Here is a 15,564-nt window from a genome sequence, read left to right as displayed (position 1 = left end):
TTAATTGTTAATACCGTGTGACGATGTGTGCTGTCATACGGTAGGTCAATGAAATGAACGGTTGTTGGGTGGTTATAGAGAGAAGCCGCGGCGTAGAATCGTGAGCGCATATAGGGGAGGAAGGATCAGTGGAGGCACAGGCACTGGAGCGGAAGGCGGAGATGAACCGCGAACTGCGGGAGAAGCTCGTACAGCTCAAGAAGGAACGCAACGCAATTATTTTAGCGCATTATTATCAACGTGATGAAATTCAGGAGGTTGCCGATTTTCGTGGCGACTCATTTTTGCTTGCCCAGAAGGCGGCCTCAACCGATGCGGAGACAATCGTCTTCTGTGGAGTTCATTTTATGGGAGAGAGCGCAAAGATTCTGGCACCGAACAAGACGGTACTTATTCCGGATGAACGGGCCGGCTGTCCGATGGCTGATATGGTGAATGTCGACGGCCTTCGCAAGCTAAAAGCGCAGCATCCTAATGCCAAGGTTGTTACCTATATTAATTCTTCCGCTGAGGTAAAGGCAGAGACTGATATATGCTGCACATCCTCAAATGCAGTCAAGGTGATCAATTCGGTAGATGCCGATGAGATTATCTGGGTTCCGGATAAGAACCTGGGTCACTACGTCCAGCAGCACACGGACAAGAAGCTGATCATTTGGGAAGGCTACTGCAACACCCATGACATGCTAACCGTAAAAGATGTGGTTGAGATGAGGGCGAAGCATCCGAATGCAGAGTTCGTCGTTCATCCTGAGTGCCGCCCGGAAGTCGTCGCTATAGGCGATTTTGTCGGCAGTACAACAGCGATCATTGATTATTGCAAAAATTCGAACACACAGGAATTTATCGTCGGAACGGAAGATGGAACCGGATATCAGCTTAGGAAGGATAGTCCGGATAAGACATTCCATTTTGCATCCAAATTCCTCGTTTGTCCAAATATGAAGGTTAACAACTTGAAGAAACTCGTGAAATGTCTCGAGACGATGCAGCCGCAGATTTATGTTCCGCCTGCTGTCGCCGACAAGGCTAGAATTTCTCTAGAGCGCATGTTACAAGTTCAGTAGCATGCGCTACTCTCATCTCAAGACAGGTGACTACCGTGATTCCACAATATTTGGTCGATTTTGATCTCGGGCAATTGCCTGTGATCGACACAGACATCATTGTAATCGGCTCGGGTATCGCCGGGCTGTTCACAGCTATTAAGGCAAGTGAAGATCGGCACGTAACGATGATTACGAAGAAGGCACTTATGGAGAGCAATACAAGATATGCGCAAGGCGGTATAGCGGCCGTCATGTCCGATGACGACTCCGTAGAATCCCATCGGGAGGATACTCTGATGGCAGGCGCCGGGCTATGCTCCTTAGAATCCGTCAACATTCTGGTTCATGAAGGGCCTAAGGGCGTAGAGGAACTGATTCGTCTTGGCACATCTTTTGATGTAGAGAATGGAGCGCTTGCCCTGACGAAGGAGGGAGCACATAGCCATCGTCGTATCCTTCATGCCCATGGGGATGCTACAGGCTATGAGATCGTGCGGGCATTGTCTGAGCAGGTAACGTCTCATGATCGTATTGATGTATGGAGCGATCATTATGTCATCGACTTGATTACGGAGGACAATGAATGTCTAGGGGCGCTGGTACAGCGGCCAGATGGACAGCGTGTATTTCTGCGCGGGCAAGCCACGATTCTATGCACCGGAGGGGCCGGTCAATTGTATCGTTATACGACGAATCCGGAGATAGCTACTGGAGACGGTGTAGCGATTGCTTATCGGGCTGGAGCCTATTTGCGTGATCTGGAATTTATTCAATTTCATCCTACATCACTATGCTATCCTGGGGCACCTCGGTTTCTGATCTCAGAGGCGGTGCGTGGAGAAGGGGCCGTTCTGCGCAATATCAAAGGCGAACGCTTCATGGAGAAATATCATGAACTGCTGGAATTGGCACCTCGGGACATTGTAGCCAGGGCTATCGTGAGCGAGATGGAGGCTACTCAATCTACAAATGTGTATTTGGATATCACCCATGAATCGCCTGAGCTGATCAAACGTCGGTTCCCAACCATTTATGAGACATGTCTCGGTTATGGACTGGATATGACGACGGATTGGATTCCGGTCGCTCCGGCTGCGCATTATATGATGGGGGGCGTTCGTACCGATCATCATGGAGAGACCAATGTTGAACGACTGTTCGCTTGTGGTGAAGTCTCATCAACCGGGGTGCATGGGGCCAATCGTCTGGCCAGCAATTCGCTATCTGAAGCGATTGTATATGGAAGCCGGATCATTGAGCGAATCCGTCAATTGGAGCCGATCCGGAAGACGGACTTGAATATCGCTTACTCTAAGGAGCGTATAGAGCAGGAAGTACAGCCTATTGTTGAACGTAGATTGAAGCTGCAGAAGGTGATGGTTCGCCAGGTTGGTGTACGCCGGACGCGTGATGGTCTCCTCAAGGGGTTAGAGGAGCTACAAAGGCTGCAGCCTATTTTCACAACGGAACTGCATACAAGTGAGCAGATGGAGTTCGCGAATATGTTAACTTGTTCGCTGCTGCTGACAGAATCAGCGCTAACCCGAGAAGAGAGCCGCGGCGGGCATTATCGTGAAGATTTCCCGTCACGGAATGATGAGCGTTGGCTGAGGCATATTATGCGGCACCGAGAACAAGGGATGCTGGAGGAAATCAGTGATGATGTTTAATGGATATAATGAAGGGCTAGTGGAGTCGATTCGTATATGGCTGCGCGAAGATGTGGGCTCGGGCGATGTTACTACTAGTGTGACGATACCGGCCGGCCATGAATCCAAAGGGGTCATCCATGCCAAGGAAGCGGGTATAGTGGCAGGCATGCCTGTCGCGCAATTGGTGTTTGAGGTCGTGGATCCTACGTTGAAATTTACTCCATTCGTTCAGGATGGGGAAGCAATAGCCAAAGGAACCATTCTAGCAGAGGTTGAGGGAAGCACGCACAGCATTCTTACTGGTGAGCGGCTTGCCCTGAATCTTCTACAGCGCCTGTCAGGTATCGCGACGCGTACGCGGTCGTTCATTGACGCTCTGGAAGGGTTGCCTGTGCGCCTTGTCGATACGCGCAAGACGACGCCTGGCCACCGTATGCTGGAGAAGTATGCTGTACGTATGGGAGGCGGAGCGAACCATCGCTTTGGGTTATATGATGCGGTTATGATTAAGGATAATCATATTAAGGGCGCAGGCGGAATCATGCAGGCAGTTAGCCGGGCCCGGGCGAATATTCCACATACGATGACGATCGAAGTGGAGACCGAGAGTCTCGAGCAGGTGAAGGAGGCCCTGACTGCTGGGGCGGACATTATCATGCTCGATAATATGGCTCCGGAGCGGATGAAGGAAGCGGTAGCTCTCATCAAGTCTAAGGCTCCGCACGTCACCGTGGAGGCATCCGGGAATGTCTCGCTGCAGACAATTCGAAGCATCGCCGAGAGTGGGGTCGATGTGATCTCTGTAGGCCGATTGACATATTCGTTCGAAAGCCTGGATATTAGTCTGGATCTGGGCGAGAAGAAAGTGAGGTAAAATCGATGTTCCTTGTGGTGGATGTCGGCAATACAAATATCGTTCTAGGCATTTATAAGGAACGGGAACTGCTGCACCATTTTCGGATTGGCACGAATCGTCAATCTACGGTTGATGAATATGGGGTGCTGATTTATAACCTGTTCCAAATGTCTAATATAGATATTAAGCAAATCGAAGGGGTCATTATCTCTTCGGTAGTTCCTCCGCTGATGCACGTACTGGAGGATCTCAGCGTGAAATACTTACGGAGGAAACCTCTGGTTGTCGGACCGGGAATCAGAACAGGTCTGAATCTAAGATACGAGAATCCGAGAGAGGTTGGTGCGGACCGGATTGTCAATGCTGTTGCGGCGATTGAGAAGTATGGCGGTCCGCTCGTTGTCGTTGATTTCGGTACTGCGACAACCTTCGACTGCGTGGATGCTGGAGGGAACTATCTCGGCGGCGCAATTGTTCCGGGGATCGGAATCTCGACGGAGGCGCTGTATCAGCGAGCCTCGAAATTACCGCGGATTGAATTGGAGAAGCCGAAGAAGGTCATTGGCCGCAACACGGTTCATGCCATGCAGGCCGGCATCATATTTGGATATGCTGGGCAGGTTGATGGTATCGTGGAGAGAATCGGCCGTGAGATGGATGGAGATATCAAGGTAATCGCGACTGGCGGCCTTGCCGAGCTGATTGCCAGCGAATCCAAATCTATTCAAGAAGTAGATCCACTCTTGACCCTAGAGGGATTGCGTATTATTTACGAACGCAACCAATAAACAACATTACACGCTCCGCTCCTTTTGTCCCTAGTTCCAACCTTCTCGGTGCTGAAAACCGGCCTTTTTGAACACACATTTATATAGACAAGGGAGGATACTCGGGTGGATAATACCGTAAATACAACAACTCAAGACCATCTTATTCGTGGAATCGCACTGGATGGCAAGGTTCGCGCCTTCGCCGTGCGCACAACCGGGCTCGTTGAAGAGCTACGACGCAGACATGATACATTCCCAACGACAACGGCGGCATTAGGTCGTACGGTTACCGCGGCCGCTATGATGGGCGCTATGTTAAAGGGCGAAGAGAAATTAACGGTGCAAGTGAAGGGTGATGGTCCTATCGGGCAGATTATTGCTGATGCCAACGCCAAAGGTGAGGTTCGTGGTACAGTCAAGAACCCCCATGTTCAGACGCCGAGCAAGAGAAAAGGCAAAATAGACGTGGCCGCTGCTGTAGGGACCGCCGGCTTTATTCATGTGACCAAGGATTTAGGATTGAAGGAGCCGTATAGCGGAAGCTCGCCTATTATTTCGGGTGAGATCGCCGAAGACTTCACTTATTATTTTGCAGTATCGGAGCAGACTCCTTCCGCTGTTGGTTTGGGTGTTCTGGTGGATGAGGATAACTCCGTGATTGTGGCTGGCGGGTTCATCATTCAACTGATGCCAGGTCTTAGCGATGAAGAGATTAGCGCGATCGAGCAATCCATCGGAAAATTTCCGCCGGTGACTTCGTTGCTTGATCAAGGGATGGAGCTAGAGGAGATGCTGCGCTGGATCGTTCCTGACGTGAAGATATTGGACGAGATGGACATTGTATTCGCCTGTCATTGTTCGCGGGAGCGTGTTGAACGCACACTAATCAGCTTGGGTAGAAAAGAGCTGGAGGAGATTCGTGATTCTGGCCATGAAGAAGAAGAGGTTATCTGTGACTTCTGCAATGAAGTGTATAAATTCAGTCGCGAAGACATCAGTGAATTAATCAACCGGCTTGATCAGCAGGATTAATAACGGCTGCGGTGGCGGCCAGATTGCTCGAAAATAAGAATAGGATGCTTTGCCCCTTGGAATCAGAAATGATCCGAAAGGGCAAAGTATTTTTTGTGTCCTTTCTTGACAACTCCTACCTTAGGTTGTTAAGATAATAGATAGTAAAACCAACTTAATTACTCGGAAATAAATGAGGACAGAAAATATGGTATTTTCTTCGAATAGTCTTCATTTTTACATCAAGATTATATGTTAAAGTTCAAGCTCAAAGGGCGGCATGTCGCTATTCGGCTCGCTGCTTCGATGAACTGCCTCATGCTTTTTATCCAAAGGAGGGCTTTATATGGCAAAGGTCGTAAATAATGTAACAGAGTTGATCGGTGGTACACCTCTAGTCCGCTTGAATCGGATTGTTCCTGAGGATAGCGCAGAAATCTACGTAAAGCTAGAGTACCAAAATCCAGGCTCCAGTGTTAAGGACCGGATTGCAATCAGCATCGTTGAGGAAGCGGAGAAGGCTGGCAAATTGAAACCAGGCGGTACGATTGTTGAAGCGACCAGTGGTAACACGGGGATCGGTCTTGCACTCGTTGCTGCTGCCAAAGGCTACAAAGCAGTTATCATTATGCCTGAGACGATGAGTATTGAACGTCGCAATCTGCTGCGCGCATACGGAGCAGAGCTTGTACTGACTCCAGGATCGGAAGGAATGAACGGTGCTGTTAAGAAGGCGGAAGAGATTCTGGCTGAACATCCGGATTATTTCCTTGCGGATCAATTTAGAAACCAAGCTAACGTGAAAATCCACCGTGAGACGACAGGTCCTGAGATTGTTGAGGCTATTGAATCGCTTGACGGTAAATTGGATGCTTTTGTAGCCGGGATCGGAACTGGCGGCACGATTAGCGGTGCAGGTGAAGTTCTTAAGAAGCACTTCCCTGACGTGAAGATCTATGCAGTAGAGCCTGCAGCGTCTCCAATTTTGTCGGGCGGCAAACCAGGTCCACATAAGATCCAAGGCCTCGGGGCTAACTTCATCCCTGAGATTTTGAACCGTGAGATTTATGATGAAATCATTCATGTTGAGAATGACGAGGCCTTCGATCAAGCACGTCATGTTGCTAGAGAAGAAGGGATTCTAGGGGGTATTTCCTCCGGCGCAGCTGTATTCGCTGCCCTTAAAGTGGCTAAAGAGCTCGGCAAAGGCAAACGCGTAGTAGCGGTCATTCCAAGTAATGGCGAACGCTATCTGAGCACACCGCTCTACAATTTCGAAGCTTAATTCTATAACCTCTATAATTCGTGAGTTTTCCCTGCGCGAGTCAGATCATATACCATTCCCCGGGTAGTTCGGTTCGAACTCCTGGGGTTTTTTGTATACCCATAGAGGCGATTCAACACACACTTATAAACGAACTTGTACTTTAATAAGAGAGAAAAGCTTAGTATACTAACAGGCACAAACAAGATGATGGGGGATACAGCGTCTAATGAAGACTATGCTAACATTTGAAGATTGGTTGCGTCTGGCACAGGAGGGGAGTTGGACAATACTTCCGTATGCAGTGAAGATGCATGCTGAGAACCCGTTGCCCGACCATTGGTCCGTTGCTTGGGAGGAAGCTCATCCCTATTGCTGTGTACTTGAGAGTGGAAAAGGGGGGCGCTACACCTTTCTCGGTTTGACACCGGTATCTGTGATCCGGGGTAAGGGAGATTCAGCTCGTGTCTATGATCTAAGCCAAGAGCGGTCTAAGGTGGCAATGCTAGAGGGTAAGCCGCTTGAACTGTTAGGAAAGTGGCTCGCTCCCTATACAGCTCCGTCTATCCCAGAACTCCCTTTCTTCAGTGGCGGAGCCGTTGGATTTCTCGGTTATGATGTGGCTAGATCGTTGGAGCGCTTGCCGCAATTGGCGGAGGACGATCTCAAGCTTGATGATTATATCTGGATGAGATTTGAGGAGTTGTGGGTTGTTGATGCTCTGAACGCCGATATTTATGCGGTTGTTCACTGCCCGATAGCGGGCAGGGAAGAGAGTATCGAGAGTTTACGGGAGAAATATAACCTGGCTGAAAGAACGGCTACTCAAATGATGGAGCAATGGCAAAGGTTCAGCAGCTCAAAGAGCGGTAATACTAGGCAGAACTCAGCGTCTACATTGGAGTCTATTCCGGAGCCTACAGCACATAGTGCCTCTCTCTCTCAAGAGGGCTTCGAGCAGGCGGTGGAACAAGTGCGGAAATATATCACTGCGGGCGATGTATTTCAGGTCAACCTGTCGTTGAGACAAGCATTTCCTCTAGCAGTCTCGCCCGAGCACATTTATGAAGACTTAAGAGAGATTAACCCTTCGCCTTATATGGGGTTCATGCGCTTTCCTGACTTTCAGCTTGTATCTGCCTCGCCTGAGCTGCTGATCAAGCTGGATCAGGGAGTCATGCGTACCCGTCCAATTGCAGGAACGCGGCGCCGCGGTCTGACTGAGGCCGAGGATCGGAAGATGGAGGAAGAACTGCGCACGAACGAGAAGGAGCAGGCGGAGCATATTATGCTTGTTGATCTACTGCGTAATGATCTGGGACGGGTGGCTGAGTTCGGCTCTGTCAAAGTAAGCGAGCTGTTCACGGTCGAACGTTATTCACATGTCATGCATCTGGTATCTGAGGTGGAGGGACGGCTTCCGGCAGACAAGACAGCGATGGATGCGATTGCGGCCGTCTTCCCCGGTGGAACGATTACAGGAGCGCCAAAGATCAGGACGATGGAGATCATCGAGGAGCTGGAGCCTGTCACCCGCGGGCCTTATACCGGGGCGATGGGGTGGATTGACTATAACGGCAATATGGAATTAAATATTATTATACGTACGCTGGTCGTAAAAGACGGATTCGGATATATTCAGACGGGAGCGGGAATCGTCATCGATTCTTCGCCTTACCGGGAGTATCGGGAATGTCATAATAAGGCCAAGGCAATAGCCATGGCGTTGGGAAGAAGCCATCAAGATGGATGCCAAGGCGTCAAGAAGGGGGATGAAGGAAATGATACTGGTCATTGATAATTATGATTCATTTACGTACAATCTGGTGCAGTATTTGGGAGAACTTGGGGAAGACGTTGTTGTTAAACGTAATGATGAGATTGATCTGAACGGGATAGCCGAGCTTAAGCCGGATCACATTCTGCTCTCTCCGGGTCCTTGTACACCGAATGAGGCCGGAATTACACTGGATGTCATTGAACGGTTCAAAGGAGTCATTCCGATCTTTGGCGTCTGTCTCGGTCATCAAGCGATCGGTCAGGCCTTCGGCGGGAACGTAATTCGCGCGGAGCGCTTAATGCACGGGAAGACATCGCCCATTCACCATCAGGGTGAATCGGTATTCACAGGGCTGCCATCCCCGTTTACGGCGACGCGCTATCATTCTCTGATCGTTGAACGGGAGAGTCTGCCGGATTGTCTGGAGATCACCGCGGAGACTTCAGAGGGAGAAATCATGGGCTTGCGTCATAAGGAATATGACGTTGAAGGCGTGCAATTCCACCCTGAGTCCATCATCACCGATCATGGACATCAGATTCTCCGTAATTTCTTAAGCCGGAAGGCAGAAGCATTCATATGAAATATATCGGGGTGAATGGAGTTCCCACCCCAGCCGCTGAAGCCGTGCTGTCCGTAATGGATCACGGCTTCATGTACGGGATGGGCTTGTTCGAGACTTTTCGAACCTATGGCGGACGTCCATTTTTAATAGAGAGTCATCTGGAACGGCTTGAGCAAGGCTGCAGGAGTCTGGGGATTCGTTATGCGCTGCAGTTAGATCAGGTTGTCCAAGAGATCGGAAATTTGCTTCGTCTCAATGATCTTCAGGACGGTTATATTCGTCTTACAGTGTCGGCGGGAGAAGGCCCGCTCGGACTTCCCTCAGAAGATTATGGAGATCCTACTGTTATTATTTATGTTAAATCACTAGAGCTAGTAGATTCGCAGTTGTATATGGAGGGCAAGTCGCTATATCGGTTGAACACGCCTAGGAATACGCCAGAGGGTGAGATTCGCCTCAAATCGCTTCATTATATGAATAATATGCTGGCGAAGCGTGAATTAAGAGAATACACGCATTTAAGGGTGGGTAACTACGAAGGGATGCAACTGACTGCAGAAGGTTATTTGGCTGAGGGTATCGTGAGCAATCTATTCTTTGTGCATAATGGCAAGCTACATACGCCCGATATAGGCACTGGTATTCTGCCGGGGATTACCCGTGCGTTCATTCTGGAACTGGCTAGTCAATTGGAACTGCCGCTTGAAGAAGGATATTATAAGTGGGACCGATTGAAGGAAGCGGACGAGATCTTTGTGACGAATTCCATTCAGGAGGCGGTGCCTGTAACATGTCTTCTTGAGCCCGAAGGAGGCAGTTATATAGTCGGAAATGGTAAAATGGGATCTATTACAAGACTGCTTATAGAGCAATATAGACAAAAGGCGGGAGTATAAATGCAACCAAAACGATATAAACGTAGTTACCGCTGTGGTGATACTGTGCTTGAGTTAGGCAACCGCACGTTGGTTATGGGTATCCTTAATGTGACCCCGGATTCCTTCTCGGATGGGGGGCGTTATAATCGGATGGATGAGGCGATCCGCCATGCCGAGGAGATGATAGCTGCCGGAGCAGATATTATCGACATTGGTGGAGAGTCAACACGGCCCGGGCATAACCCAGTAGGAGTAGAGGAAGAACTGGAACGGGTTGTCCCTATCGTAGAGGCGCTCCACCGCGTGATGCCGCAAGTTCCTTTGTCGGTGGATACCTATAAGGCTGTCGTTGCTAGAGAGTCGCTTCAGGCGGGGGCTCATATTATTAATGATGTGTGGGGCTTCAAAGCAGACCCTGAGATGGCCGTGGTAGCAGCACAATTTGATTGCCCGGCGATCATCATGCACAATCGGCATGACCGTAATTATAGTGCTCTGATGCAGGATGTGGCGGATGATCTGCTTGAGAGCGTTAGAATTGCCAGAGATGCCGGAGTGCGTGATGATAATATCATCCTCGATCCGGGGATTGGATTTGCCAAGGACTATGAGGAGAACCTGAAAGTGATGCAATCGCTGGATGCGCTGGTCCATCTTGGATTCCCGATGCTGCTGGGGACGTCGCGCAAAAGATTTATTAGAACGACGCTCGATCTGCCGATAGATGAGCTTGTGTTCGGAACGGCGGCTACGGTGGCGCTTGGTATTGCTCAAGGTTGTCAGATCGTGCGGGTACATGATGTGAAGGAGATTAAGCAGACGGTACAGATGTGCGATGCTATTGTGCATATTTAACACTTAATATGACATACGACGATCACTCTATTTTGAAGTGAAAGTAAGATATATTGAAAGGCGGAAATAAATAATTTATGGATAAAATGATTCTTCGCGGCATGGAATATTACGGGTATCACGGCGTTTTTGCAGAGGAGCGCAAGTTGGGCCAGCGTTTCATCGTAGATTTGGAATTGGAGATGGATTTGAGGGCTGCCGGAAGCAGTGATGATCTGACTACAACGGTAAATTATGCTGAAGTCCATGAGCTGGTCCAAGGAATCGTCCAGCATAAGAGCTTTAAGCTGATTGAAGCTCTGGCTGAGCATATTGCATCCTCGGTTTTGGACACTTATACTATGGTAGATGCGTTAACGGTTCGTTTAACCAAACCGCACCCGCCTTTTGATGTTCATTTTGATGGCGTTACGGTGGAACTATACCGTTCAAGAAAGTGAGAAGCATGCATGACTATACAGACTTCGACTGAAGCTTCTGAGGCTTATATTGCACTGGGAGCCAATCTGGGCGACCGTGAGGCAACTTTGAAGGAAGCGATCAGTTTATTAGATGAACACCCCGGGATTACGGTACTTCGCTGCTCGAATATGTATGAGACTGATCCGGTTGGATACGCGGATCAGCCTGATTTTGTAAATATGGCCATTGCCCTGCAAACCACGCTGGCACCGGAAGCGCTGCTTGATGTTATGCTGCAGACGGAGCAGGTGCTTGGCAGGGAGCGCATTATTAGATGGGGCCCCCGGACGGTTGATCTCGACTTGTTATGGGTGGAAGGGCATCAGTTGTCCACAGCCCATTTAATTCTCCCGCATCCCCGAATGTTTGAACGGGCATTTGTACTCGTTCCTCTAGCTGATATTGTTCCGACAGGAGAAGCGTCTGGACTATATCGTCGTGTTCACGATGTTCTTGAACAGATGGATGATAAGGGGGGCGTTCGATTTTGGAAAGCGTGCAATTGGGTCAGCGCATCCGTGCGTTCCGGAAGCTGAAAGGCTTCACCCAGCAAGAGCTGGCGGGGCGTTCAGGGATTTCATTGGCGGTTCTCGGTGCTATCGAGCGCGGGAATCGACATGTAGAAGATCAAATTTTAATTAAAATTTCAGATTGTCTGGGGATTTCCCTGCAAGAACTGAAGTTGGAATAAAATAAAGCCGATTATATAGAGGAGGGACCATCATGCTGAAGATTGGCGATATTGAGATGAAAAACCAAGTTGTGCTCGCCCCGATGGCTGGTGTCTGCAACCCTGCCTTCCGGTTGATTGCCAAGGAATTTGGTACAGGGCTGGTCTGTGCAGAGATGGTCAGCGATAAAGCCATTCTTCATGGCAACAAACGCACGCGGGAAATGCTATTTGTTGATGAGCGGGAGAAGCCGCTGAGCCTGCAAATTTTCGGAGGTGACCGCGAGTCTCTTGTTGAGGCAGCGAAGGTTGTCGATCAGCAGACGAATGCGGATATTATCGATATTAATATGGGCTGCCCGGTGCCTAAAGTTACAAAATGTGACGCCGGTGCAAGATGGCTGCTTGATCCGAATAAAATATTCGAGATGGTATCCGCTGTTGTTGATGCCGTAAGTAAGCCGGTTACGGTGAAGATGCGTATAGGCTGGGATTCGGAGCATATTTATGTCGTTGATAATGCTAAGGCTGTTGAACAAGCTGGAGCCAAGGCAGTCAGTGTCCATGGACGGACTCGTGAGCAGCTCTATACAGGCACAGCCGATTGGAGTTATATTAAGCAGGTTAAGGACACGGTATCGATCCCGGTTATCGGTAATGGTGATGTTCATACTCCCGAGGATGCTAAGCGGATGCTGGCTGAGACAGGTTGTGACGGTGTCATGATTGGACGGGCAGCACTAGGGAATCCGTGGATGCTGTATCGTACCATAGAGTATCTGAGATCGGGGGAACTGCTCCCAGAGCCAGGGGCCGAAGAGAAGATTCGAATTGCGATTTTGCATATGGACCGTCTGGCTGCGCTGAAAGGCGAGAGTGTTGCAGTTCGCGAGATGCGCAAGCACTTGGCATGGTACTTGAAGGGATTAAAAGGGGCCGCCCGGATTAAGGACTCCATTATGGAAGAGACGAGACGAAATGAAATGGTTCGCATTCTTGAAGATTTTGTTGCCAGCCTTTCCTCGGAGCGGGAAGAGACTGAGGCGTCGGCGTAGTTACAAGAATAACCAGTTGAATCAAACCGAAGCAAAAGTGAACTTTTTGAAACGTTTACATTTGGAAATTTAGCTGTCATTGACATTTCAGAATCGTTCCCCTATAATTTCACAGTATAAATTCGCCTCAGGAGATAACTTCCACAACATGGAGTGGTCTGACCTCCAAGAGATTGCATATGATAATCTCAATGATGCGTTATTTTTTGCCGCCTCTGGCCAGGCGGAAACCAGGGCCTTCGCCATACGTGGGGGGATTTGCTGCTCCTATTTGCAGGATATATCGACCGCATATATATTAGAGGAGTTCAAGATCGCTTTACACGAGTGCGAAAATTATTTCCATGACAGGAGAATCGGTTGAGATGAGCGATAAAGAGGTTATTCTTACACAGGACGGTCTAAAAAGACTGGAAGAAGAACTTGAGAATCTGAAGTCTGTTAGACGCCGTGAAGTTGCTGAACGGATTAAAACCGCGATCGGCTACGGCGATATTAGCGAGAACTCGGAATATGAAGATGCGAAGAACGAGCAGGCATTTATTGAAGGACGTATCATTACGCTGGAGAAGATGCTCCGCAACGCGCGTATTATTAACAACGACGAGATCGATACAGATACAGTGAGCATCGGTTCAACGGTTATTGTAGAAGACCTGGAGTACGGTGATACGATGGAATATGCGATCGTAGGTACGGCTGAATCCGATCCGCTGCAGAACAAGATTTCGAATGAGAGCCCGGTAGGCAAGGCAATCCTGGGCCAGAAGAAGGGCGCTGTAGTCGATGTGAACGTACCGGCAGGCGTTATTCAATATAAAATTGTTGATATTAAGAAATAAAGCTGATTTAGCGATTCAAGAAGCTTCCCCAGCGGAGGCTTCTTTCACTGTTTTATGTGATCGGTTTGTGATTTAAGGGGGAAACAACCCTATTTTATAGTCTGTAAGGAGTGGAGCGAAGAATGAGCGAAGAAATGCATAACGAAGAAATGCATAATGAAGAAGTCGTCGAGATTAGCGAGTTATTGAAGGTTCGTCGCGAAAAATTGGACGAGCTGCGTGAGCTTGGAATCGATCCTTTTGGCCACAAATATGTGCGCGACAATATGGCGGGGAATATTCTGACCAAGTATGATGGAATGACGAAGGAAGAGTTGGATGAGCAGCAAGTCAAGGTATCCATCGCTGGCCGCATAATGGCTAAGCGTGGTATGGGTAAGGCAAGCTTTGCGCATATCCAGGACTTGTCCGGCAAAATTCAGATCTATGTTCGCAAGGACAGCATTCCAGAGGACAAGTATGCAGCATTCAAGCTGCTTGATCTGGGCGATATTATCGGTGTAACTGGTGCGGTGTTCAAGACGAAGACCGGCGAGACTACGATTAATGTAGAGGACCTGGTGGTACTGTCCAAGTCCCTCTATCCATTGCCTGATAAATACCATGGTCTGAAGGACGTTGAACTGCGTTACCGTCAGCGTTATGTCGACTTGATCGTAAATCCAGAAGTACAGCAAACTTTTATTAATCGTTCCCGGATTATTCAATCCATGCGCCGTTATCTCGATTCAATCGGCTATCTGGAGGTTGAGACTCCAACACTTCATAATATTGCAGGCGGTGCGGCGGCTCGTCCGTTCATTACCTACCATAATGCACTGGATATGCAGCTCTATATGCGGATCGCTCTTGAGCTCCATTTGAAGCGTCTAATTGTTGGTGGCATGGAGAAGGTCTATGAAATTGGTCGGGTATACCGTAATGAAGGAATTTCGACGCGCCATAACCCGGAATTCACTATGATGGAATTGTATGAAGCTTATGCGGACTATAAAGATATCATGTCTTTGACCGAGAATATGATTGCTCATATTGCCCAAGAAGTATTGGGTACAACTGTAATCAATTATCAAGGCCAAGAAGTAGATCTAACTCCAAAGTGGCGCCGTGTATCTATGGTAGATGCGGTTAAGGAAGTGACCGGGGTAGACTTTGGCGTGCAGATGACAGATGAAGAGGCACACCAATTGGCTAAGGAGCATAAAGTTCCAGTTGAGCCGCATATGACTTATGGTCATATCTTGAATGCGTTCTTCGAACAATTTGTAGAGGAGACGTTGATTCAGCCTACATTTGTATATGGTCATCCGGTAGAGATATCTCCATTGGCTAAAAAGAATGAAGAGGATCCTCGCTTTACAGATCGCTTCGAGTTGTTCATCGTGGCACGTGAGCATGCTAATGCGTTCTCCGAGCTTAATGATCCGATTGACCAGCGTCAACGGTTTGAGGCGCAAATGCTCGAACGTGAACACGGTAATGATGAAGCACATGAGATGGATGAGGACTTCATTCGCTCGCTTGAATACGGAATGCCGCCAACGGGCGGACTTGGAATCGGGGTAGACCGTCTCGTCATGCTGTTGACGAACTCACCTTCGATCCGGGATGTGTTGTTATTCCCACACATGCGTTAATAGAAGATAAAGGGCCGTCTCCACAACGTAGTTATTCTACGGTTGGAGACGGTCTTTCTTATGTAATCATGATAAAATAAAAAAGTACTTGCATTATCTGTGGCACGGTGGTATATTAAATGTCCAGTCGTTAATTTGAAGCGTTGTTGGACAGCTTCTGAAAAAGAAATTAAAAATAATGCTTGCATTAATGACTTGGATGTGATATATTATAAGAG

Annotated in this window: 16 protein-coding genes; all 16 read left to right on the top strand. The window is 48.6% G+C overall.

Annotated features, from left to right (window positions below; translation table 11 throughout):
* Positions 1 to 128: 128 nt before the first annotated feature.
* The 16 genes from nadA (at position 129) to lysS (ending at position 15,346) form a co-directional block, all read left to right on the top strand.
* Positions 129 to 1,067: a quinolinate synthase NadA gene (gene nadA, locus ABD014_RS22230; RefSeq protein WP_343864992.1), complete on the top strand. Its 939-nt coding sequence runs from the start codon at positions 129 to 131 to the stop codon at positions 1,065 to 1,067.
* A 35-nt stretch (positions 1,068 to 1,102) separates the two neighbouring features.
* Positions 1,103 to 2,719 carry an L-aspartate oxidase gene (gene nadB, locus ABD014_RS22225; RefSeq protein WP_343864990.1) on the top strand — a complete coding sequence of 539 codons (1,617 nt, stop codon included), beginning with the start codon at positions 1,103 to 1,105 and terminating at the stop codon, positions 2,717 to 2,719.
* Positions 2,709 to 3,575 (top strand): carboxylating nicotinate-nucleotide diphosphorylase, encoded by an 867-nt coding sequence (gene nadC, locus ABD014_RS22220; protein ID WP_343864988.1) that lies wholly within the window; start codon positions 2,709 to 2,711, stop codon positions 3,573 to 3,575. Before nadB ends, nadC begins: the two co-directional genes overlap by 11 nt.
* 5 nt (positions 3,576 to 3,580) lie before the next feature.
* Positions 3,581 to 4,345 (top strand): type III pantothenate kinase, encoded by a 765-nt coding sequence (locus ABD014_RS22215; protein ID WP_343864986.1) that lies wholly within the window; start codon positions 3,581 to 3,583, stop codon positions 4,343 to 4,345.
* Between the two features lie 105 nt (positions 4,346 to 4,450).
* On the top strand, positions 4,451 to 5,359 hold the full coding sequence (hslO, locus tag ABD014_RS22210; protein ID WP_343864983.1) for an Hsp33 family molecular chaperone HslO: 909 nt from the start codon (positions 4,451 to 4,453) through the stop codon (positions 5,357 to 5,359).
* A gap of 325 nt (positions 5,360 to 5,684) precedes the next feature.
* Positions 5,685 to 6,623, top strand: coding sequence for a cysteine synthase A (cysK, locus tag ABD014_RS22205; RefSeq protein ID WP_126994440.1), 939 nt, complete (start codon positions 5,685 to 5,687; stop codon positions 6,621 to 6,623).
* 208 nt (positions 6,624 to 6,831) lie between these two features.
* Positions 6,832 to 8,400 (top strand): anthranilate synthase component I family protein, encoded by a 1,569-nt coding sequence (locus tag ABD014_RS22200; RefSeq protein ID WP_343864980.1) that lies wholly within the window; start codon positions 6,832 to 6,834, stop codon positions 8,398 to 8,400.
* Positions 8,384 to 8,965, top strand: a complete 582-nt coding sequence (pabA, locus tag ABD014_RS22195) for an aminodeoxychorismate/anthranilate synthase component II (protein WP_343864978.1) — start codon at positions 8,384 to 8,386, stop codon at positions 8,963 to 8,965. The genes ABD014_RS22200 and pabA overlap by 17 nt, the downstream gene beginning before the upstream one ends.
* Positions 8,962 to 9,843 (top strand): aminodeoxychorismate lyase, encoded by an 882-nt coding sequence (gene pabC, locus ABD014_RS22190; RefSeq protein WP_343864976.1) that lies wholly within the window; start codon positions 8,962 to 8,964, stop codon positions 9,841 to 9,843. Before pabA ends, pabC begins: the two co-directional genes overlap by 4 nt.
* Positions 9,844 to 10,680, top strand: coding sequence for a dihydropteroate synthase (gene folP / locus ABD014_RS22185; RefSeq protein WP_343864974.1), 837 nt, complete (start codon positions 9,844 to 9,846; stop codon positions 10,678 to 10,680).
* 77 nt (positions 10,681 to 10,757) lie between these two features.
* A complete protein-coding gene (folB, locus tag ABD014_RS22180; RefSeq protein WP_343864973.1) occupies positions 10,758 to 11,120 on the top strand; it encodes a dihydroneopterin aldolase in 363 nt (120 codons plus the stop codon).
* Between the two features lie 9 nt (positions 11,121 to 11,129).
* Positions 11,130 to 11,678: a 2-amino-4-hydroxy-6-hydroxymethyldihydropteridine diphosphokinase gene (folK, locus tag ABD014_RS22175; protein WP_343864972.1), complete on the top strand. Its 549-nt coding sequence runs from the start codon at positions 11,130 to 11,132 to the stop codon at positions 11,676 to 11,678.
* A complete protein-coding gene (locus ABD014_RS22170) occupies positions 11,630 to 11,833 on the top strand; it encodes a helix-turn-helix domain-containing protein (protein WP_343864971.1) in 204 nt (67 codons plus the stop codon). The genes folK and ABD014_RS22170 overlap by 49 nt, the downstream gene beginning before the upstream one ends.
* A gap of 32 nt (positions 11,834 to 11,865) precedes the next feature.
* The gene (gene dusB / locus ABD014_RS22165) at positions 11,866 to 12,867 is read left to right on the top strand and encodes a tRNA dihydrouridine synthase DusB (RefSeq protein WP_343864970.1); all 1,002 of its coding nucleotides are present in this window, start codon (positions 11,866 to 11,868) and stop codon (positions 12,865 to 12,867) included.
* 365 nt (positions 12,868 to 13,232) lie between these two features.
* Positions 13,233 to 13,709 carry a transcription elongation factor GreA gene (gene greA, locus ABD014_RS22160; RefSeq protein ID WP_068778533.1) on the top strand — a complete coding sequence of 159 codons (477 nt, stop codon included), beginning with the start codon at positions 13,233 to 13,235 and terminating at the stop codon, positions 13,707 to 13,709.
* 122 nt (positions 13,710 to 13,831) lie between these two features.
* Entirely contained in the window at positions 13,832 to 15,346 is a 1,515-nt protein-coding gene (lysS, locus tag ABD014_RS22155; protein ID WP_343864968.1) for a lysine--tRNA ligase, read from the top strand.
* Positions 15,347 to 15,564: the final 218 nt, after the last annotated feature.

Source organism: Paenibacillus motobuensis (genome assembly GCF_039521865.1).
GTDB classification, from domain to species: domain Bacteria; phylum Bacillota; class Bacilli; order Paenibacillales; family Paenibacillaceae; genus Fontibacillus; species Fontibacillus motobuensis.
Note: the sequence above shows the minus strand (reverse complement) of the source record. Positions and strands in the feature narration are given on the sequence as shown.

Excerpts from the sequence above, each read along its gene's own strand:
- folP (WP_343864974.1), top strand. The coding sequence starts at position 9,844 with ATGCAACCAAAACGATATAAACGTAGTTACCGCTGTGGTGATACTGTG.
- pabA (WP_343864978.1), top strand. The coding sequence starts at position 8,384 with ATGATACTGGTCATTGATAATTATGATTCATTTACGTACAATCTGGTG.
- greA (WP_068778533.1), top strand. The coding sequence starts at position 13,233 with ATGAGCGATAAAGAGGTTATTCTTACACAGGACGGTCTAAAAAGACTG.
- lysS (WP_343864968.1), top strand. The coding sequence starts at position 13,832 with ATGAGCGAAGAAATGCATAACGAAGAAATGCATAATGAAGAAGTCGTC.
- folK (WP_343864972.1), top strand. The coding sequence starts at position 11,130 with ATGACTATACAGACTTCGACTGAAGCTTCTGAGGCTTATATTGCACTG.
- dusB (WP_343864970.1), top strand. The coding sequence starts at position 11,866 with ATGCTGAAGATTGGCGATATTGAGATGAAAAACCAAGTTGTGCTCGCC.
- cysK (WP_126994440.1), top strand. The coding sequence starts at position 5,685 with ATGGCAAAGGTCGTAAATAATGTAACAGAGTTGATCGGTGGTACACCT.
- pabC (WP_343864976.1), top strand. The coding sequence starts at position 8,962 with ATGAAATATATCGGGGTGAATGGAGTTCCCACCCCAGCCGCTGAAGCC.
- nadC (WP_343864988.1), top strand. The coding sequence starts at position 2,709 with ATGATGTTTAATGGATATAATGAAGGGCTAGTGGAGTCGATTCGTATA.
- folB (WP_343864973.1), top strand. The coding sequence starts at position 10,758 with ATGGATAAAATGATTCTTCGCGGCATGGAATATTACGGGTATCACGGC.
- ABD014_RS22200 (WP_343864980.1), top strand. The coding sequence starts at position 6,832 with ATGAAGACTATGCTAACATTTGAAGATTGGTTGCGTCTGGCACAGGAG.
- ABD014_RS22215 (WP_343864986.1), top strand. The coding sequence starts at position 3,581 with ATGTTCCTTGTGGTGGATGTCGGCAATACAAATATCGTTCTAGGCATT.